The sequence below is a fragment of the Streptomyces sp. NPDC002324 genome (assembly GCF_053593335.1).
The window spans coordinates 194,989-213,579 of record NZ_JBSFCF010000010.1 but is presented as its reverse complement, the minus strand read 5'-3'; the positions used below and the strand labels follow the sequence as shown (position 1 = coordinate 213,579).

Sequence of the window (18,591 nt, the reverse complement as noted above, 5' to 3'; positions counted from 1 at the left end):
CGAACACACACTCGATGTGTGTGCGGGGGGAATGACTCATGACGTCGACGCCGACGGGCGCCCGGCACAACAACGATCCATCCGAAACGACCCGGCTCAAGATGCCGTCGCACCGGACCGGAGCATTCCGCAAGCTGCGCAAGAACCTTCCCAGATACGACTACGAGCACTACAGCCGCCTCGCGGGACCACTCACCCAGCCCGATCCGACCAAGCCCTACACGGTGCAGTACCGCTCCCTGATCTCCCAGGAGCCGCACCGGCTGCGGGTCGCCCTGATGCTGGCAGCGGCGCCGTTGCTCTCACTGGTCCTGCTCGGCTGGCTGCTGCAGCAGGAGCACTGGACCAAGCGCGACTACGTCGAGTACGACTTCCTGCCAGCCCTCGACATGGTCATGCTGGTCTCGATCGGCCTGATCGAGTTCTTCCGCTGCATGAACGTCCTGTCGAACGCGCACGCCACCCTGGTCGCCCGCGACCCGATCCCGGTGGTGCCCGAGACCGGCACCAGAGTCGCCTTCCTCACCTCCTTCGTGCCCGGCAAGGAGCCGCTGGAGATGGTGACGAAGACCCTGGAGGCCGCGGTGCGGCTGCGCCACCGCGGGCTGCTGCACGTATGGCTGCTCGACGAGGGCGACGACCCGGCCGTGAAGGCGGTCTGCGCGCGCCTCGGCGTGCACCACTTCTCCCGCAAGGGCATCGCGAAGTGGAACCAGCCGAAGGGCCCGCATCGCGCCAAGACCAAGCACGGCAACTACAACGCCTGGCTGGACGCCCACGGCGACGACTACGACTTCTTCGCCTCGGTCGACACCGACCACATCCCGCTGCCCAACTACCTGGAGCGGATGCTCGGTTTCTTCCGCGACCCGAACATCGGCTTCGTGATCGGCCCCCAGGTGTACGGCAACTACGACAACTTCGTCACCAAGGCCGCCGAGTCCCAGCAGTTCCTGTTCCACGCGCTGATCCAGCGCGCCGGCAACCGGTACGGCGCCCCCATGTTCGTCGGCACCTCCAACGCCGTGCGGATCAGGGCGCTCAAGCAGATCGGCGGGCTCTACGACTCCATCACCGAGGACATGGCGACCGGCTTCGAGATCCACCGTCACAAGAACCCGGCCACGGGCAAGAAGTGGCGCTCGGTCTACACGCCGGACGTGCTCGCGGTGGGCGAGGGACCCAGCGCCTGGACGGACTTCTTCACCCAGCAGATGCGCTGGTCGCGGGGCACCTACGAGACGATTCTCAAGCAGTACTGGAAGGGCTGGTACTCGCTGCCGCCGAGCAAGCTCTTCAACTACACCATGATGATCATCTTCTACCCGATGTCCGCCCTCAACTGGATCCTGGCGGCGCTGAGTTGCGCCCTGTTCCTGGGCCTGGGCGCCTCGGGCGTGAACATCGATCCGACCGTGTGGCTGATGCTCTACGGCAACGCCTCGGCGCTCCAGATAGGCCTGTACGTCTGGAACCGCCGGCACAACGTCTCCCCGCACGAGCCGGAGGGCTCCGGAGGGGTGGCCGGCATGGTGATGTCCGCGCTGTCCGCGCCGCTCTACGCGAAGGCGCTGATCGACTCGGCCCTGCGCCGCAAGAGCAAGTTCGTGGTCACGCCCAAGGGCGACTCGGCGAGCCCCGACCGGTGGTTCGGCACCTTCCGGTACCACTGGTACTTCATCCTCATCTTCGGGGCCTCGATCGCCGCCGGTTTCGTCTTCGGCAACTCGCACCCCGCGATGATCATCTGGGCCGTCTTCGCCATGATGATCACCGCTCTGCCCATCGTCGCCTGGCGCTACATGCTGCGGCAGGACAAAAAGAAGGCCGCCGCGACCGCCGAGCTGCGGGGTTCGATGGTGGCACCGCCCGAGGCGGCACCCGCGCCCTTCGCGCCACAGCCCGCACCACACGCCCCACCCGCACCCCACGCTCCCCATCACAAGCCGAGCTGGGCCGCGTCCGGGTCGGGCAGCGGGGGTAGCGAGCAGACCATGCAGATCGCCCTGGGCGGACTGGGGGGACGTAAGGAATGAAGGACCGTGCAGGCCGCCGCCGCGCCCGTCGCCTCGCGATCGGCGGGGCGGTGGTCCTCGCGCTCGCGGGGACGAACGGGCCCTGGGTGTACCGCTTCAGTACGGAGAAGTACCACGAGTACAAGATCGACAGGCCGGAGTACAAGGCCGCCAACGGGCAGTGGAAGGTCGTCGAGTTCCCGCCGGAGTACCGGCAGAACACGATCCACGCCGCGCTTCTGCACACCGGCAAGATCCTGCTGATCGCGGGCTCCGGGAACGACGCCGACAACTTCGACAAGAAGAAGTTCGACACCCGCGTCTGGGACCCGGTCAAGCAGACGATCAAGCGGGTGCCGACCCCGGCCGACCTGTTCTGCACGGGGCACACCCAGCTGTCCAACGGCAATCTGCTGATCGCGGGCGGCACCAAGCGCTACGAGAAGCTGAAGGGTGACGTCACCAAGGCCGGCGGGCTGATGATCATCCACAACGAGAACCCCGACAAACGGATGAGGATCGAGGCGGGGACCCGGTTCGTCGGCAAGGAGAACGGCAGGACGTTCGTCCTCAAGGACACCGTCGACATCAAGAAGGCCGTCAAGACCTTCGATCCGGACACCGGGAAGTTCACCGGCAACAAGCCGGGGATCGCGCGCGCCTACGTCGAGGCCGAGAGGCGCGGCAGGAGGTACGAGACGGGTACGGAGGACAACTACCGGGTCGTGGGCCTGAAGGGCGAGGACGCGCGGAACACGTACGGCATCGCGCAGAAGCTCGCTCTCGACAAGAAGGACTTCCAGGGGATCAGGGACGCCTACGAGTTCGACCCGGTCGCCGAGAAGTACATCAAGGTCGACCCGATGAACGAGGCCCGCTGGTACCCGACGCTCACGACGCTGTCGGACGGCACCGTGCTGTCGTTGTCCGGCCTCGACGAGATCGGTCAGCTCGTGCCGGGCAAGAACGAGATCTACGACCCCGGGACGAGGAAGTGGACGTACACCAAGGGCGTCCAGCAGTTCCCGACGTACCCGGCGATCTCCCTGATGCAGAACGGCAAGCTGTTCTACTCCGGCGCGAACGCGGGGTACGGGCCGGACGACATCGGGCGCGACCCGGGTGTCTGGGACCTGAGGACCAACACGTTCACGAAGCTGCCCGGCATGAGCGACGGGAAGCTGCTGGAGACCGCCGGCACCGTGCTGCTGCCTCCGGCGCAGGACGAGAAGTACATGGTCATCGGGGGTGGCGGGGTCGGTGAGTCGGAGCGGTCCAGCAAGAGGACCCGGCTGGTCGACCTGCTGGCCGACGAGCCGAGGTTCGTGGACGGGCCGGAGATGGCGAAGGGCACGCGGTATCCGCAGGCCTCGATCCTGCCCGACGACACGGTGCTCATCTCCGGGGGCTCGGAGGACTATCGCGGGCGCGGCGACTCCAACATCCTGGAGGCGCGGCTGTACGACGCGAGGACGGGCGGGATGCGGCGGGTGGCCGACCCGCTGGTCGGCCGGAACTACCACTCCGGGTCGATCCTGCTGCCGGACGGGCGGGTCGTCTTCTTCGGGTCGGACTCCCTGTACGCCGACAAGGCCAACACCAAGCCGGGGGAGTTCGAGCAGCGGATCGAGATCTACACGCCGCCGTATCTGTTCCGGGACGCACGGCCGACGCTGACGGGTGGGCCGAAGACGGTCGCGCGCGGCGGGACGGCGACGTTCGGTGCGCGGGACGCCTCGGCGGTCAGGTCGGCCCGGCTGATCCGGCCGAGTGCGTCGACGCATGTGACGGACGTGGACCAGAAGTCGATCGAGGTGGACTTCGTGGCGGACGGCGACCGGATCACGGTGACCGTGCCGAAGAACCGGAATCTGGTGCAGTCGGGGTGGTACATGCTGTTCGTGACGGACGAGGCGGGGACGCCGAGCAAGGCGCGGTGGGTGAAGGTGCCGTAGGGGCGGGGCCGGGACAGGGTTCGTTGTCGGGTGCGGGTGCGTGGGGGCTGGTCGCGCAGTTCCCCGCGCCCCCTGAAGGACCAGGCCCTTGCGGGCCTGGAAGACGACGGGCGGGAGCGGCTGGAAGGCGACGGGCCGGTGGGCCGTGAAGCGACGGGCCGGTGGGTCTTGAACAGGTTGCTGGGCAGAAGAGCAGGGGGCGCAGCCCCCGCTTTTCAGGGGCGCGGGGAACTGCGCGACCAGCGCCCACCGGACCCGCGGTCGCCCAACTCCCCTCGCCCTCACCCCCCTCAGGCGCCCCGGGCCTCAGTCGGACGCCTTCGCCAAGGCCAGCGCGTACTCCGGCCACCACTCCCCCGCCTGGGGTCCGCCCTTGCACTCGCCGTCGGACTCTCCGGGGCGCTTCACCCACAGATACGCATCCACCAGCTCGTCCGGGGTCTTGGTCGTCGGGGTCTCCCCGAGGGCCCGCCCCGGGGGGTTGCACCAGCGTTCGTCCTCGTCGCCCTCGGTCCAGGGACCGTTGCCGTTGCGGCTGGTGTCGATCACGAACGGCTTGTCGCCGATCTTCGAGGAGAGCTGCCTGCCGTACTCGATGGAGTCCTCGGTGGTGTAGAAGTTCGAGACGTTGACGGCGAAGCCGTCCGCCTGCTCGACCCCGGCCCACTTGAGGGGGTCGTAGATCTCCTCGGGGTCGCCCCAGCCGGCGTTGCCCGCGTCCAGGTACACCTTCGTGTTCTTCAGGGCGCCGAGCCTCTCGACCGCGCCCTTCAGCAGGTCGTACCGCTCGCCGTGGAACTCCTCCGGGGTGCAGCCGTCCACCACGTGGAGCACCGCGTCGGGCTCCAGGACGACCGTGGCCGCCCGGTCCCCGATGCCCCGGGCCACGCCGTCGATCCACGCCCGGTACGCGTCGCCGTCGGCCGCGCCGCCGCCGGAGTACTGGCCGCAGTCGCGGTGCGGGATGTTGTAGAGGACGAGGACGGCGTCCCGGTCCGCCTCCTTCGCGGCCTCGGTGAAGCCTCTGGCCTCCCGCTCCGGGTTCTCCGGGCCGATCCACTCGCCGGTGGGCTGTTCGGCGATCATGCGGATCAGCTCGGCGTCCTCGTCCTTGCCCGCCTTCTCGTAGGCGGCGACCTGGGCCGCCGCGTTCCCCCGCGGATTGACCCAGAACGGGTCCGTGCCGCTTGGCTGTTGGGTGATACCGGATCCGGAGGCGCGGTTCTTCTCGCCGTCGCCGTCGTCCCCCCCGAAGCAGCCGGCGAGCGATATCGCCGCCACCACCGCCACGGACGCCCGAACCCCGGCCCCCCTACTGCCGTACATCCAACTCCCCCTTGGGTGCACCGTGTCGTAAGCCCCAATCCTGGCATAAATCCCGTCTCGCCCACGAGGTCGTCACAGCCTTGGCCAGGTGCTGTCGACTCCTGATCACGATGGGGGGACGACACGTCCGGACAGGGGCGGAAACCGCTCGTACGGCCCCGCGGAGCACCGATCGGAGCGAGCGGCTTCCGCCTCAACTCCTCATCTCTGCCGCCACCATGACGCCCAGTCACGGGCGTCGGGCCCGGCATCGGCCGACCTCTGGCCGGTGGCGCCCACGCGCTCCGGAATCGCAGGGGTACGGCCCCGGCCCCTCGACGCCCCCGGCCTCTCGTGCCCCGGGTCCTCCGCGTCGCAAGCCTCCCGTGCCGGCGCCGGGTCACTCCCGCGGCCCCTCAAGGTGCCGCACCCTTCAGGCGCCCCGTACCCCTCAAGGTCCCGTTCCGCTCAGGTACGCGGAGACGACGACGTTCGCCGTGTAGGTGCGGGTCGCCTTGTCGAAGGTGCCGCCGCAGGTGACGAGACGGAGTTCGGCGCGCCCCGACTGCCGTACGCCGTAGACCCGTTCGGCGTCGAAGTCGTCGCGGCCGATGACCTGGACGTCGTCCACGGTGAACTCGGCGATCCTGCCGTCGCTGCGGGTGACCCGGATCTTCTCGCCGACGCTCAGCGCGCTCAGCTTGTAGAAGACGGCGGGCCGGGTCTCGGTGTCGACGTGTCCGACGAACAGCGCGGCGCCCGTCGCCCCCGGCCGCGCACCGCCCGCGTACCAGCCGACGACGCCCGGCTGACCGTAGGAGGGCGGTTCGATCGCCCCGTCGCGGTCGAGGCCGCGCGCCACGACCGGCGCCTGTACGCCCATCGCGGGGATGTCCAGCCGCTGCGGCCGCGCGTCTCGCAACGGCTGTGCGGCGGGCGGCAGTTCGGCCTGGGCGGGGCGCCCGACCGCCGCAACGTCACCGGTGGTGGGCGCGGACTCGCCCGCACGTACGTCGGTGATCTCGCGGCCCCACAGCCACAGACCGAGCAGCAGCACGGCCCAGACGACACCGGCGACGACGCGGCCGGTTCCGCCGCCCGACCGGCTTCCGGCGATCGCCCCGAGCGTGCTCCCGTCGTCGGAGTAGTCCCGTCTCGACACGGCGACCCCTACTCCGTACCGCGGCCGCGGCTGCGGCGCGCGCCCCGCGCCACGACCACCGCCGCCGCGACCCCCGCGAGGACCAGGCCGACCACCGCGTGGCGGGCGCCTGGACCGGCGTGCCGGGCGTCGTCCATGGAGCTGGCCGGGTCGGCCGAGCCCCGCGCGTCCACCGGCCCGGCAGCCACGAGCCGTTCCGCGGCTCCGCCGCCGCCCGCGCGCACGGGGGCGACCGGGGAGGCGGGGGACGTGGGCCGCCGGGGGGATTCGGACTCGGTGCCCGGCGGCCTGAGGGCCGAGGGGCCGGCGGCTTCGGGCCTGCCGTCGCCCACCTTGACGGTCCCTCTGATCCGGTCCGCGGCCACTTCGCCGGCGCAGGTGAGCCGCACCTCGTAGGTGCCGGGTTCGAGCGAGGACCGTACGCGGGTCTCTCCGGCGAGTGTGCCGAGGCCCTCGGCGCCGGTCCGGGTGAGCAGCGCGTCCGCGACGAACGCCTCCGAGACGGCCGTCGCGGTCCTCCCCCCGCAGCCCGTGGCCCGCACCCGGATGTCGCTGCCGGGTGACGGCGAGGCCGGTACCACCGAGACGTTTCCCGGGTCGGCCGCGAGGGCCGGGGGCGCCGACGCGGTCAGTGCGGCGGCGACCACCGCACCGGCACAGAAAGTGACTCGTGGTGAGCCCATGGTGAACCTCCAGACACCCTGAGACTCCCCCGCCGCCCGCCGGGCCGCACCCGGGAGGGGGCCGGGACTGCTCCGTACGGGTGTCCGGGGGTTTATCCGGTGGCCGGAGTCGCGCTCCGGTTGCCGGAGTCGCGTTCAGATGGCCCGAGTCGTGTTCAGATGGCCCGAGTCGTGTTCAGATGCGGTCGACCAGGTCCGCGATCGAGTTCACGACCTTCGACGGGCGGTACGGGAACTTCTCGATCTGCTCCGGGGTCGTCAGGCCGGTGAGGACGAGGTAGGTCTGCATCCCGGCCTCGATGCCCGCGAGGACGTCGGTGTCCATGCGGTCGCCGATCATCGCGCTGGTCTCGGAGTGCGCGCCGATCGTGTTCAGGCCGGTGCGCATCATCAGGGGGTTGGGCTTGCCCGCGAAGTACGGCTGCTTCCCGGTCGCCTTGGTGATCAGCGCGGCCACGGCCCCGGTCGCGGGCAGCGCGCCCTCGGCGGAGGGGCCGGTCTCGTCCGGGTTGGTGGCGATGAACCGGGCGCCGTCGTTGATCAGCCGGACCGCCTTCGTCATGGCCTCGAAGGAGTACGTGCGGGTCTCGCCGAGGACCACGTAGTCGGGCTCGTGGTCGGTGAGGACGTACCCGATGTCGTGCAGAGCGGTCGTCAGTCCGGCCTCGCCGATGACGTACGCCGTACCGCCGGGCCGCTGGTCGTCGAGGAACTGGGCGGTGGCGAGGGCGGAGGTCCAGATGTTCTCCACGGGCACGTCCAGGCCCATGCGGGAGAGACGGGCGTGCAGGTCGCGCGGGGTGTAGATCGAGTTGTTGGTGAGCACCAGGAAGGGGCGCCCGGACTCGCGCAGCTTCTTGATGAAGGCATCGGCGCCGGGGATCGGCACGCCCTCGTGGATGAGCACACCGTCCATGTCGGTGAGCCACGACTCGATGGGCTTGCGCTCTGCCATGTGCGATCTCCTGCCGGCCTGTGCTGATTCCCGCGTACGTCCGTACACCCGTACGTCCGGGCCCGCCCCAACCCTAGTGAGGCCTGGCCGAAAAGAGGAGGCCGATCTTGGCCGCTGAGACCACGCTCATCAGGTCAGGGGGATGGGTCCGGCTCGCAGGCGTCGGGCCGCGTCCCGGGGTCAGCCTGCCCGCCTGCGGACCGCCGCGACCAACAGCCCGCCGGCGGACAGGAGCAGCAGTCCGGTCACGTACGGCAGCGCCGCGCGCACACCCGACGCGGCCAGCTCGCCCGGGCGCTCCTCGGGGTACGGCCGCGGCTCGCCGCGTACGACGCCGCCGCCCTCCTTCGCGGGCCCGCCGCCGTCCCGGCCGTTCTGCCGCTCCTTACCCTGCTCCTGCTCCTGCCCCTGCTCGCTCCCGTCCCCTTCCTCGCCGTCGGTGATCCGGAAGCGGTAGTCGCCGGACTCCCCGACCCACTCGCTGTCGTCGCCGCGCCGCTCGACCACGGCCGCGTTGGCCACGACGTCGTTCGGTACGACCGCGTCGGAAGTGAGGGAGAGACGGACCCGGACGGTGAGGGTGCGGCCGGCGGGCACGGTGAAGCCGGTTCCGTCTCCGCCGAGGACCCCGACCAGTTCGTCGGAGTCGGTCCGCTCGAAGGTCACCGGCCGGGGTGCCGTGTCCTCGGCGTCCGCGTAGTACTCCAGCTGCGGCTGCGTCCGCTTCAGCGTGCGCGCGGCGTCCACCAGCACGACCACCGGGTGGATGTTCCCGCAGGTCCGGGTGGTGGTGTTGGTCAGCTCCAGCGCCCAGTCGTGGAAGCCGCCGCCGGCGACATAGGTGGCGGGCCCGCCACGGATCCGGGTCCGGAGGGGAAAGGCTCCCCTGTCGGCACCGGCACACGTGGGCCGCCGGTCGTCCGGCACCGCGCGCGCGGGCCCACCGGGAACGGGGACGCTGCCGAGCGCCACCGCGGGACCACTGACGAGGACGGCTGCGCCGACAAGGACAAGGGCGGTCAGACAGGTAGACGGTCGCATGAACACATGACCATGCCATCTACTTGCGCGGGGAAGCGCCGCCACGCCCTGGGGCGACGGGGTTCGGGGCCAAGTCCGCTCGATCAGCGGAGTCACAGGGGATCGGCCCCTGGATTCCCCTGGATTCCCCTGGACGCCGCTGGAACCCCTGGACGCCGCTCACGGCAGCACCGGCTTTCGGGGCGCGGGGACCTGGGCGGGGACCTGCGCGGGGACCTGCCCGAGCAACCACACCCGACCCGCACCCGCCCACCAGGCCCCCGACCACCACCCCTCACCTCACCCGTCGCCTCACCCGTCATCACGCCCGAACAGCGGCGCCAGCAGCAGCTGAGCCGCCCCCTCCGCAACCCCGGACGCCCCACCCCCCACCACCCGAACCGGAACCGCCGGATCCTCTCCCTGCCGCCGAGCCCACTCGTCGAGCACGAACCCCACCCCCCGCACGAACGCGTCGGGCCACGCCTCGACCGTGCGCCCGCCCAGCAGCACCAGCTCGATGTCGAGCAGCCCCACGAGATTCGCGACCCCCGCACCGAGCACCCGCGCGGCCTCGTCCACGTCCCCGCGCCCCACCGCCGCGAGGCACAGCGCCTCGATGCACCCTCGGTTCCCGCACTCGCACAGCGGCCCGTCCAGCTGGACGACCTGGTGCCCGAACTCGCCGGCCCGGGTCCGCGCTCCCCGGTGCACCGCCCCGTCGATCACGAGCCCCGCCCCCAGCCCCGTACCGAGGTGCAGGTAGGCGAAGGACCCGTGCGCCCCGGCGATCGCCGCGAGCCCCAGCGCCGCCGCGTTGGTGTCCTTGTCGACCACCACCGGCATCCCCAGCCTCCGCACCAGCGCCGCCCGCAGCGGAAACCCGTCCCACTCCGGGAACCCGGTGACCCGGTGCAGCACGCCGTGCAGATGGTCGAGGGGGCCGGGCAGGGCGACGCCGACGCCGAGGACAGGCAGGAGCGAGGAGCCGTGGGAATCGCCGTCGGGGCCCTCCGACGCCGCCGGACGCCCCTCGCTCGCCTCCGCCAGCAGCGCCTCCACCTCACGGGCCGCGCCCTCGACCACGGCGTCCGCCCCGGCCCCGAGGTTCAGCTCCGCCTGCCGCTCCCCGACCACCGTGCCGGTCAGGTCGCACAGGACGGCCGTCAGCTCGTCGCGGTCGAGGTGGAGACCGACCGCGTGCCCGGCGTCGGGCACGAGCCGCAGCACGGTACGCGGCTTGCCCCCGGTGGAGGCCCGGTACCCCGCCTCCGTCAGGAGCCCGTCCGCCCGCAGCCGGGCGGTGATCTTGCTGACGGCCTGAGGGGTGAGCCCCGTCCGCTCGGCCAGCTCCAGCCGGCTTATCCCGGCCGTCCCGGCGCCGCGCAGCAGGTCCAGGACCAGCGCGCCGTTGTGGCTGCGCAGGGCGAGCAGATTCACACCCGTCACCCCTGGGGGACGGCCCCCGTTGCCCAGGCCGCCGCCCGCACCACCACCGTTGCCGATCCCGTTGCCGATCCCGTTGCCGTTCACCCTTCCATTGTCCCTCGTGCTTGCACTTTGGCAACAGCGTTGCTTAAGTGGACGGCATGACAGGCACCAGCACAGGCAGAACCCCTCGCGTCGCGCTCGTCGGCTACGGCCTCGCCGGCTCCGTCTTCCACGCCCCGCTGATCGCCGCGACGGAAGGCCTGGCCCTCGACACGGTCGTCACATCGAACCCGGAGCGGCGGGCCCAGGCCCGCGCCGAGTTCCCGGAAGTGCGGTTCGCGGTCACGGCCGACGAGCTGTGGGGCCGGGCGGACGAGCTGGACCTGGTCGTCGTCGCCTCCCCGAACAAGACGCATGTCCCCGTGGCCACCGCCGCCCTGGAGGCGGGCCTCGCGGTCGTCGTCGACAAGCCCGTCGCCGGTACGGCGGCCGAGGCGCGCGAGCTGGCCGCCCTCGCGGACTCCCGCGGCCTACTCCTGTCCGTCTTCCAGAACCGCCGCTGGGACAACGACTTCCTCACCCTGCGAGGGCTCCTCGCCGACGGCGAACTGGGCGAGGTCCGCCGCTTCGAGTCCCGCTTCGAACGCTGGCGCCCCCAACTGAAGGGCGGCTGGCGCGAGTCCGGCGACCCCGCAGAGATCGGAGGTCTCCTCTACGACCTGGGCAGCCACGTCGTCGACCAGGCCCTCGCCCTCTTCGGCCCCGCCACCCTCGTGTACGCAGAGTCCGACCTGCGTCGCCCCGGCGCCGAGACGGACGACGACACGTTCATCGCCGTCACCCACGCGAACGGCGTCCGCTCCCACTTCTACGCCTCCGCCGTCACCCCCCAACTCGGCCCGCGCTTCCGCGTGCTGGGCTCCGAGGCGGGCTACGTCAAGTACGGCCTCGACCCCCAGGAAGCGGCCCTCCGCGAGGGCGAGCGCCCCGTCCCCGGCGCCGACTGGGGCCAGGAGCCCGAGGACCTCTGGGGCCGCGTCGGCGCCGGCGACTCCCCCCTGACCGGCGGCGGCCGCCCCGTCCCGACCCTCCCCGGCGACTACCCCGCGTACTACGCGGCCGTGGCCGCCGCCCTGCGCGGCGCCGGCGAGAACCCGGTGACGGCGTACGAGGCGGCCGCCGCGTTGGACGTACTGGAGGCGGCGCGCAGGTCGGCGCGCGAGGGCGTGGCGGTGCGACTGTGACGACCACCGGCCCCACCTCTCCCGCGACCCCGGCCCCCGTCCCTGCCCCTGTCCCGGTCCCTGCCCCTGTCCCTGTCCCGGTCCCGACGATCGAGGAACTCGAAGCCCAGGAACGCCGCCTGGTGCTCCCCCGGTTCACGCACGACGACGCCTGGGCGCTGGGTTCCCTGCTGGTGGAGCTGGCCCGCGAGTGCGAGGCCCCGGTCGCCATCGACGTCCGACGCGGCCCCCAGCAGCTGTTCCACGCGGCCCTGCCCGGCTCGACCCCGGACAACGACGCCTGGATCGACCGCAAACGCAGGGTCGTGGAGCGCTACGCCGCCTCCTCCTACCTCGTCGGCGCCCGCTTCCGGGCCAAGGGCACGACCTTCGAGGACTCCTCCCACCTGGACCCCGACCGGTACGCCGCCCACGGCGGTTCCTTCCCGCTGACGGTGGAAGGAGCAGGAGTGATCGGCACGGTGACCGTCTCGGGCCTGCCCCAACTGGAGGACCACGCCATGGTGGTGAAGGCGCTGGAACAGTTCCTGGGCACGCTGTAACACCGGCCGGGCCCCGCGCCCCTTCAGATCAGGGGCGCGGGGAACTGCGCAGTGGGGGCGCGTGACACCCCGCGCTCAGGGCCCCGAGGACTGCGGGCTTTCGGGGGCGCGAGGAGCTGGAGGGTTCCCTGAAAACGCAGGGAACCGCAGGCTTTTCAGGGGCGCGGGGAACTGCGCGACAAGCCACGACGCACCCGCAGCCGCCAACGAACCGCAGCCCCCGCCCCTCACGCGCGCCCCAACCGCAGCCTCACCCCTCACCCATCCAGGAACGTCTGCCTCTGCCGCCCGAGCCCGTCGATCTCCAGCTCGACCACATCGCCCGCCCGAAGGAACGGCTTGGGGTCGGGCTCCCCCAGCGCCACCCCCGCCGGCGTCCCCGTGTTGATGACATCCCCGGGGTAGAGCGTCATGAACTGACTGACGTACCGCACGACCTCACTCACCGCGAAGATCTGCTCCCCGGTCGTCCCGTCCTGCTTCAACTCCCCGTTGACCCAGAGCCGAAGCCCCAGCTTCTGCGGATCGGGAACCTCGTCCGCGGTCACCAGCCACGGCCCCAGCGGATTGAACGTCTCGCAGTTCTTGCCCTTGTCCCACGTGCCGCCGCGCTCCAGCTGGAACTCCCGCTCGGACACGTCGTGCGACACCGCGTACCCGGCGACATGCGCGAGCGCCGCCTCACGCGACTCGACGTACCGTGCCGTACGCCCGATCACGACCGCCAGCTCGACCTCCCAGTCGGTCTTGGTCGACCCGCGCGGCACGAGCACCGTGTCGTGGGGCCCGACCACGGTGTCCGCCGCCTTGAAGAAGATCACCGGCTCGGCGGGCGGCTCGGCCCCCGTCTCGCGCGCGTGGTCGTGGTAGTTGAGCCCGATGCAGACGATCTTGCCGATACGGGCGAGCGGCGGCCCGACGCGCAGCCCCGCCGCGGGCAGGACGGGCAGCTCACCGCTCTCGGCGGCGGCCCTGACCCGCCCGAGCGCCTCCTCGTCCGCGAGCAGCGCGCCGTCGATGTCCGGGACGACGCCCGACAGGTCCCGCAGGACTCCCTCGCCGTCGAGCAGCGCGGGCCGCTCCGCACCCGCCGTACCGACTCGCAGCAGCTTCATGATGGCCATCTCCCTCGGTCGTCCGCCGCCCGACCGATGGGTGCAGCCATCGGAGGACTGGTCGATCGTCCAAGGTCACGGTCCACTCCGCAATACCCGGTTCACGTAGTGGACCGCCCTGCTCGCCCGGCTCGTGACAGCCCGTCCCCGCCCGCCGCCCGCTACTGCGCCGTGGCGGTCGACGAGGCACCGGTGCCGGTACCCGCCGCGGCCCCGGCCGCCGCCGTGGGCAAGGGGTAGAGCAGCGCCCGCTCCACCGCGCTCCACGTCGTACTGGTCACCACGTACAGCGCGGCCGCCAGCGGCACCACCGCCACGCTGAGCAGCGTGAAGAAGGACATGAACGGCATGAACTTGCTGACGGCCCCCATGCTCGCCGCCATCCCGGGCAGCTGCTCGTCCGACCCCGTCGGCAGGCCGGCCGTACCCGCCGCCATCATCCGCTTCGTACGGCGGAAGTTGAAGGTCGCGACCCCCGCGACGATCACGAAGAGGCCGACGTAGACGAGCCCCTGCGGCCCGAGCACACCGCCGTCGCCGAGCGCGTCGTGCCAGCGGTCGCCGAGCGGGGCCGCGAAGAGCTTGTGGGTGAGGAGGGCGTTGGCCTCGCCGCCGATCGTCCGGTTGGAGAAGAGGTGGTAGAGGAGGAAGAAGGCGGGCAGCTGGCAGAGGCTGGGCAGGCAGCCGGACAGCGGCGACACCTTCTCCTTGGTGTGCAGCTCCAGCATGGCCTTCTGCAGCTTCTCCGGGTTCTTCGCGTGCTTCTTCCGCAGCTCCGCGATCTGCGGCTGCAGGGCGATCCGGGCCCGCTGCCCCCGCGCCGCCGCCCGGGACAGGGGGTGCACGAGCAGTCGTACGAGGGCCGTGAACAGGACGATCGCGAAGGCCGTCGCGGAGGCGTGGAACAGCGGCTGGAGCAGATCGGCGAGGTGTCCGACGAGGTCGGCGAAAACGGACATGGGTGGGAGCCCTCCAGGGGGTCTCGTCGTGCCAGGGACCCGTCCGTCCGGGACGGACCGGGGTCAGGAACCGGCGCGACGGCCCGCGCGAGGAGCACGTGCCTTCGAAGAGGGGGCGTGCCCTACGCGGTGGCCGTCAGGAGGGCGTGTCCGGGCGCCCGGGGCCGCGTACGGCCGCGTGCGTCGGGATCGCGTTGGGGCAGGAACGCCGTACGGCGCTCACGGTCCCGTATGGCCGTCCGTACGCGCGTACGAGGCACGACGGGGGCGCAGCGTGAGGCGATCACCGCACAGGCGGCGAACGCGGACCCGGCGGCGGCGGTCGCGGCGAAGGCGACGGCCGCGGAGAGCGTGCCGCTGTCGAGGACGGCGACCTCGAAGAGGAACAGCAGCAGCACGGCGGCGGGACGCAGGTCGATCCAGCTCCGGATCATCGCGCACCCCTTCCTGCTCCGTGCTCTGGTTGCCACACCGCGCTCTGTCGCACACATGCTCTCATCTGAGCCGCACCGAGCGCAGCTTCCCCCAGACTACGAGGCGGTACGTCGAGGTGTACACGGGCGTGCAGGTGGTGAGCGTGAGGTAGTGGCCACGCTCGGCGTACCCGTACGACGGCCGCACATCACTGCGCGGGACGGGCCGCAGGACCCCGCGGTCGCCGGGCGCGGTCTGCGGGAGCGTCCGGTCGACGACGTAGGTGTGGACGGTGTCGCGGGTCTCGATGTGGACCTCGTCACCGGGCGCGAGCCGGTCGAGGTGGCGGAAGGGCTCGCCGTGGGTGTTGCGGTGCCCGGCCAGGGCGAGGTTGCCGGGCCGGCCCGGCTGCGCGGTCCCCGGGTAGTGCCCGACGTACCCGCTGTCGAGGACGTCCGCCCGGCCGACCCCCTCGGCGACGGGCACGCGGAGGTGAAGACGGGGGATGGCGAGGACGGCGTAGGCCCTGGCCGGGCGCTCCCGCTCCCCGCTTCTCTCCCACTCCCCGCCTCTCTCGCTCTCCCCGCCTCTCTCCTTCTTCCCGCTCCCCTCCGTGTCCGCGCCCCACTCCCTCTCCAGCGCGGCCACCTCGCGGGCCGCTCTCTCCTGGGCCTGCCGGTTGGTCCACCACAGCTGATGGGCGAGAAAGAGCAGGAGGACGAGCCCGAGGGTGACGGCAGCCTCGGCGGCGACCTGGAGCGCACGGGGGTGGGCGACTTTCATCTCCCCTTCTCACAACCCTTGAAAGAAATAGGAGAAAGCGCTGTCACACCTCTCGACAACCTCACCTTTCACCCCTGACTCTTCCGATGTCGCTACAGAGCAGTTGTCCCCACTGATGTCCCCCTGAGCAGTTCGGAAGGTGGCCGGCCCCCCAGCCCCACCTTTCCCTCCCCTCGGCACCCGCATCCCCCGGAGCTGACATGACTGCATCCCCCGAGCCCACGAACGAGCGGACGAGACCGGCCGCGCAGACCCCGACGCCCGGACGCCCCCCGGCCGCCTTCGGCCGCAGAGCCCTCCTCGCCGCGGCCGGCGGCGCGGTGGTCGGCACGGCCCTCGGCACCGGCACGGCCCACGCGGACGCGACCATCGCCGTCAACCCGGCCACCAAGTACGGCACCTGGGAGGGCTGGGGCACCTCCCTGGCCTGGTGGGCCAACGTCTTCGGAGCCCGGGACGACTTCGCCGACCTGTGGTTCACCACCAAGACGACGACGTACAACGGCACGGCCCTGCCCGGCCTGGGCATGAACATCGCCCGCTACAACCTCGGCGCGTGCAGCTCGAACTCCATCGACGGCGAGTCGATGGTGAAGTCCCCCAACATCCCCGCGTTCAAGCAGATCGAGGGCTTCTGGCAGGACTACACCAACGAGAACCCGACCTCCTCGGCCTGGAAGTGGACGGCGGACCCGAACCAGCGCGCGGCCCTGACGAAGGCGGTGGCGCGCGGGGCGACGACGGAACTCTTCGCCAACTCCCCCATGTGGTGGATGTGTTCGAACCACAACCCCTCGGGCGCCTCCGGTGGCGGCAACAACCTCCAGACCTGGAACTACCGCCAGCACGCCTCCCACCTCGCGGCGGTGGCCCTCTACGCCAAGAACAACTGGGGCGTGAACTTCGCGACGGTCGACCCGTTCAACGAACCGGCGTCCACCTGGTGGACGGCGACCGGCACCCAGGAGGGCTGCCACATGGACCCGGCGGTCCAGGCCGCCGTACTCCCGTACATGCGCAGCGAGTTGGACGCGCGCGGGTTGAACTCGGTCCGTATCTCGGCCTCCGACGAGACCAACTACGACACGGCCCGCTCGACCTGGAACTCCTTCAACTCCGCCACGAAGGCCCTGGTCAGCCAGGTGAACGTACACGGCTACCAGGGCGCGAACGGCCGCCGCGACCTCCTCTACACGGACGTGGTCACCACCGCCGGCAAGAAGCTCTGGAACTCGGAGACGGGCGACAGCGACGGCACGGGCTGGACCCTCGCGCGGAACCTCTGTTACGACTTCCGCTGGCTGCACCCCACGGCCTGGGTCTACTGGCAGGTGATGGACCCGACGGCGGGCTGGGCGATGATCGCGTACGACCAGAACACCCTCCAGCCCACGACGGTCCAGACCAAGTACTACGTGATGGCCCAGTTCAGCCGCCACATCCGCCCGGGAATGACGATCCTGGACACGGGCTCCAGCTTCACGGCGGCGGCGTACGACGCGGCGGCCAAGCGCCTGGTGATCGTGGCGATCAACACCGCCTCCTCCGCCCAGACCTTCACCTTCAACCTCGCGAACTTCACGACGGTGACGGGCGGCGCGAACGGCCTGGTCCCCCGCTGGAACACCCACACCTCGGGCGGCACCGACCGCTACCGCGCGTACTCGGACACGCGCCTGAGCGGCAAGACGGTGGCGGTGCCGTTCGCGGCGGGCGCGGTGCAGACACTGCAGATCGACGGGGTGACGATCTAGAAGGACCGGCGCGCGGGCCGGAGGGCGCCGGCCCCCGGTCCGCACGCCACAGCCCCATGTCCAGGAGAGATCCGAAGGCAAAGGAGGGGAGGTGGGAGGGAACGCGCCCCTGGCCCGCTCCCTCCCACCTCAGCCCGTACCTCACCTCCATCCCCCTACCTCCCCCACGGGCAGTACGGTGTCGTCCATGCGCCCCGACACGCCTGCCGAGAACGTCGACCACAACGCCGAAGCGGCACGCCTGGAGCGGACCGCCGACCTCTACCCCGAGGACGCCGAGCACCTCCTCCTCCAGGCCGCCGCCCACCGCGAACTCTCCGGCGACCGCCCCACGGCGACAGCCCTCTACGACCGCCTGCTGTCCTCCTCCACGCCCCTGGACAACCCCCACCTCGTACGAGCGCTGAAAGCGTCCAACCTCTGGGAGTACGGCCACGAGGCGGAGGCCCGCGCAATCATCGACGGCGTCCGCGCGGCGGCCCCCCGCGACCCGGCCCCCTGGGTGATCGTCGCCGAGGCCCTGGAGGCCCACGACGAGCTGGAGGCGGCCCAGGACACGTTCACCGCGGCCGTGACCCTCCTGCTGACGGACGTCCCGGAGCCCCCGTACGCGACCCGCGCCCTGCTGTTCGGCCGCCACCGGGTGCGCCGCATGCTGGGCTCGGCGCACGACGAGTGGGACGCCGTGGCGGACACCCAGCACTCCTCCTCGGTCTCCCTGGACGAGCTGCACGACCCCAAGCGCGTCTGGTCCCTGGGCTCGGACAACCCGGCGGAGCTCCAGGCCGAAATCTCCCGCCTGCGCGCGGAGTTGGGCGCCTACCGCGAGGCCCTCTCCCGCCCGTTCCCGGTGGCGGTCCTGCACTGGCCGGCCACCGAACTCTCGGAGCTGGTCTCGGCGTACCCGGGCCTGTCCGCGGAATACCCGTCCCACGAGGAACACCTCGCGACGATAGAGGCGTCCCTCCGCGAACTGTCGGCCTCCGGCACCCCGAACCTGGGCATCGTCACCGGCACGGTCCCGTCCTACGAGGCCTTCGCCGCCTCGGAGGGCTCGTCCCCGGCCGACGCGACACTGCTCCCGCAGTACGCGACGACGCTGGCGGCGCGGGGGTTGGCTGTGGAGTGGCCGCCGCAGCGGGGAAGCGTCTGCTGGTGCGGGTCGGGGCAGGCGTACGAGACGTGTCACGGCGCGTAGCCGCAACCACCCCCACTCACCGCAGGCCGCTGAGCAATCCCGGCGTGCTTGCGAGA

16 protein-coding genes are annotated in these 18,591 nt (G+C 71.4%); 6 read left to right on the top strand and 10 right to left on the bottom strand.

What is annotated here, in order from left to right:
* Positions 1–38 precede the first annotated feature (38 nt).
* Positions 39–2,036: a glycosyltransferase family 2 protein gene (locus ACWCRJ_RS16550; protein ID WP_450939935.1), complete on the top strand. Its 1,998-nt coding sequence runs from the start codon at positions 39–41 to the stop codon at positions 2,034–2,036.
* Positions 2,033–3,970, top strand: coding sequence for a galactose oxidase-like domain-containing protein (locus tag ACWCRJ_RS16545; protein WP_450939934.1), 1,938 nt, complete (start codon positions 2,033–2,035; stop codon positions 3,968–3,970). Before ACWCRJ_RS16550 ends, ACWCRJ_RS16545 begins: the two co-directional genes overlap by 4 nt.
* Positions 3,971–4,276: 306 nt before the next feature.
* Here ACWCRJ_RS16545 and ACWCRJ_RS16540 read toward each other — a convergent pair whose 3' ends face one another.
* From ACWCRJ_RS16540 to ACWCRJ_RS16515, 6 genes are all read right to left on the bottom strand, one after another.
* Complete coding sequence (locus ACWCRJ_RS16540) at positions 4,277–5,296, bottom strand: glycoside hydrolase family 6 protein (RefSeq protein WP_450939933.1); 1,020 nt, start codon at positions 5,294–5,296, stop codon at positions 4,277–4,279.
* 430 nt (positions 5,297–5,726) lie between these two features.
* The gene (locus tag ACWCRJ_RS16535) at positions 5,727–6,437 is read right to left on the bottom strand and encodes a class F sortase (RefSeq protein WP_450939932.1); all 711 of its coding nucleotides are present in this window, start codon (positions 6,435–6,437) and stop codon (positions 5,727–5,729) included.
* Positions 6,438–6,445: 8 nt separating this feature from the next.
* Positions 6,446–7,120 (bottom strand): hypothetical protein, encoded by a 675-nt coding sequence (locus ACWCRJ_RS16530; RefSeq protein ID WP_450939931.1) that lies wholly within the window; start codon positions 7,118–7,120, stop codon positions 6,446–6,448.
* 175 nt (positions 7,121–7,295) lie between these two features.
* On the bottom strand, positions 7,296–8,075 hold the full coding sequence (locus ACWCRJ_RS16525; protein WP_450939930.1) for an HAD-IIA family hydrolase: 780 nt from the start codon (positions 8,073–8,075) through the stop codon (positions 7,296–7,298).
* A gap of 180 nt (positions 8,076–8,255) precedes the next feature.
* A complete protein-coding gene (locus ACWCRJ_RS16520; RefSeq protein WP_450939929.1) occupies positions 8,256–9,116 on the bottom strand; it encodes a cell wall protein in 861 nt (286 codons plus the stop codon).
* A gap of 291 nt (positions 9,117–9,407) precedes the next feature.
* Entirely contained in the window at positions 9,408–10,628 is a 1,221-nt protein-coding gene (locus ACWCRJ_RS16515; RefSeq protein ID WP_450939928.1) for an ROK family protein, read from the bottom strand.
* Between the two features lie 56 nt (positions 10,629–10,684).
* On the opposite strand from ACWCRJ_RS16515, the gene ACWCRJ_RS16510 reads away from it, so the two are divergent.
* Together ACWCRJ_RS16510 and ACWCRJ_RS16505 are read left to right on the top strand one after the other, a co-directional pair.
* Positions 10,685–11,770: a Gfo/Idh/MocA family protein gene (locus ACWCRJ_RS16510; protein WP_450939927.1), complete on the top strand. Its 1,086-nt coding sequence runs from the start codon at positions 10,685–10,687 to the stop codon at positions 11,768–11,770.
* 89 nt (positions 11,771–11,859) lie between these two features.
* Positions 11,860–12,312 carry a heme-degrading domain-containing protein gene (locus ACWCRJ_RS16505; protein ID WP_450939974.1) on the top strand — a complete coding sequence of 151 codons (453 nt, stop codon included), beginning with the start codon at positions 11,860–11,862 and terminating at the stop codon, positions 12,310–12,312.
* Positions 12,313–12,569: 257 nt separating this feature from the next.
* On the opposite strand, the gene ACWCRJ_RS16500 is transcribed toward ACWCRJ_RS16505, so the two are convergent.
* The 4 genes from ACWCRJ_RS16500 to ACWCRJ_RS16485 all read right to left on the bottom strand — a co-directional run bounded on the left by ACWCRJ_RS16500 (position 12,570) and on the right by ACWCRJ_RS16485 (position 15,583).
* On the bottom strand, positions 12,570–13,427 hold the full coding sequence (locus tag ACWCRJ_RS16500) for a fumarylacetoacetate hydrolase family protein (RefSeq protein WP_450939926.1): 858 nt from the start codon (positions 13,425–13,427) through the stop codon (positions 12,570–12,572).
* Positions 13,428–13,588: 161 nt separating this feature from the next.
* Positions 13,589–14,386, bottom strand: a complete 798-nt coding sequence (locus ACWCRJ_RS16495; RefSeq protein ID WP_450939925.1) for a YidC/Oxa1 family membrane protein insertase — start codon at positions 14,384–14,386, stop codon at positions 13,589–13,591.
* Between the two features lie 122 nt (positions 14,387–14,508).
* The gene (locus ACWCRJ_RS16490; protein WP_450939924.1) at positions 14,509–14,820 is read right to left on the bottom strand and encodes a DUF6412 domain-containing protein; all 312 of its coding nucleotides are present in this window, start codon (positions 14,818–14,820) and stop codon (positions 14,509–14,511) included.
* 61 nt (positions 14,821–14,881) lie between these two features.
* Complete coding sequence (locus tag ACWCRJ_RS16485) at positions 14,882–15,583, bottom strand: class E sortase (protein WP_450939923.1); 702 nt, start codon at positions 15,581–15,583, stop codon at positions 14,882–14,884.
* Positions 15,584–15,783: 200 nt separating this feature from the next.
* Between ACWCRJ_RS16485 and ACWCRJ_RS16480 the strand changes: the two genes are divergently transcribed.
* Together ACWCRJ_RS16480 and ACWCRJ_RS16475 are read left to right on the top strand one after the other, a co-directional pair.
* Positions 15,784–17,337, top strand: coding sequence for a beta-1,6-galactanase (locus ACWCRJ_RS16480; RefSeq protein WP_450939922.1), 1,554 nt, complete (start codon positions 15,784–15,786; stop codon positions 17,335–17,337).
* Positions 17,338–17,524: 187 nt separating this feature from the next.
* Positions 17,525–18,535 (top strand): SEC-C metal-binding domain-containing protein, encoded by a 1,011-nt coding sequence (locus ACWCRJ_RS16475; RefSeq protein WP_450939921.1) that lies wholly within the window; start codon positions 17,525–17,527, stop codon positions 18,533–18,535.
* The last annotated feature ends 56 nt before the right edge of the window (positions 18,536–18,591 follow it).

Bases quoted from the DNA above. Each gene is read 5' to 3' on its own strand.
- ACWCRJ_RS16530 (WP_450939931.1), bottom strand. From the start codon at position 7,120: ATGGGCTCACCACGAGTCACTTTCTGTGCCGGTGCGGTGGTCGCCGCC.
- ACWCRJ_RS16525 (WP_450939930.1), bottom strand. From the start codon at position 8,075: ATGGCAGAGCGCAAGCCCATCGAGTCGTGGCTCACCGACATGGACGGT.
- ACWCRJ_RS16485 (WP_450939923.1), bottom strand. From the start codon at position 15,583: ATGAAAGTCGCCCACCCCCGTGCGCTCCAGGTCGCCGCCGAGGCTGCC.
- ACWCRJ_RS16475 (WP_450939921.1), top strand. From the start codon at position 17,525: ATGCGCCCCGACACGCCTGCCGAGAACGTCGACCACAACGCCGAAGCG.
- ACWCRJ_RS16480 (WP_450939922.1), top strand. From the start codon at position 15,784: ATGACTGCATCCCCCGAGCCCACGAACGAGCGGACGAGACCGGCCGCG.
- ACWCRJ_RS16545 (WP_450939934.1), top strand. From the start codon at position 2,033: ATGAAGGACCGTGCAGGCCGCCGCCGCGCCCGTCGCCTCGCGATCGGC.
- ACWCRJ_RS16510 (WP_450939927.1), top strand. From the start codon at position 10,685: ATGACAGGCACCAGCACAGGCAGAACCCCTCGCGTCGCGCTCGTCGGC.
- ACWCRJ_RS16540 (WP_450939933.1), bottom strand. From the start codon at position 5,296: ATGTACGGCAGTAGGGGGGCCGGGGTTCGGGCGTCCGTGGCGGTGGTG.
- ACWCRJ_RS16550 (WP_450939935.1), top strand. From the start codon at position 39: ATGACGTCGACGCCGACGGGCGCCCGGCACAACAACGATCCATCCGAA.
- ACWCRJ_RS16490 (WP_450939924.1), bottom strand. From the start codon at position 14,820: ATGATCCGGAGCTGGATCGACCTGCGTCCCGCCGCCGTGCTGCTGCTG.
- ACWCRJ_RS16500 (WP_450939926.1), bottom strand. From the start codon at position 13,427: ATGAAGCTGCTGCGAGTCGGTACGGCGGGTGCGGAGCGGCCCGCGCTG.
- ACWCRJ_RS16495 (WP_450939925.1), bottom strand. From the start codon at position 14,386: ATGTCCGTTTTCGCCGACCTCGTCGGACACCTCGCCGATCTGCTCCAG.
- ACWCRJ_RS16520 (WP_450939929.1), bottom strand. From the start codon at position 9,116: ATGCGACCGTCTACCTGTCTGACCGCCCTTGTCCTTGTCGGCGCAGCC.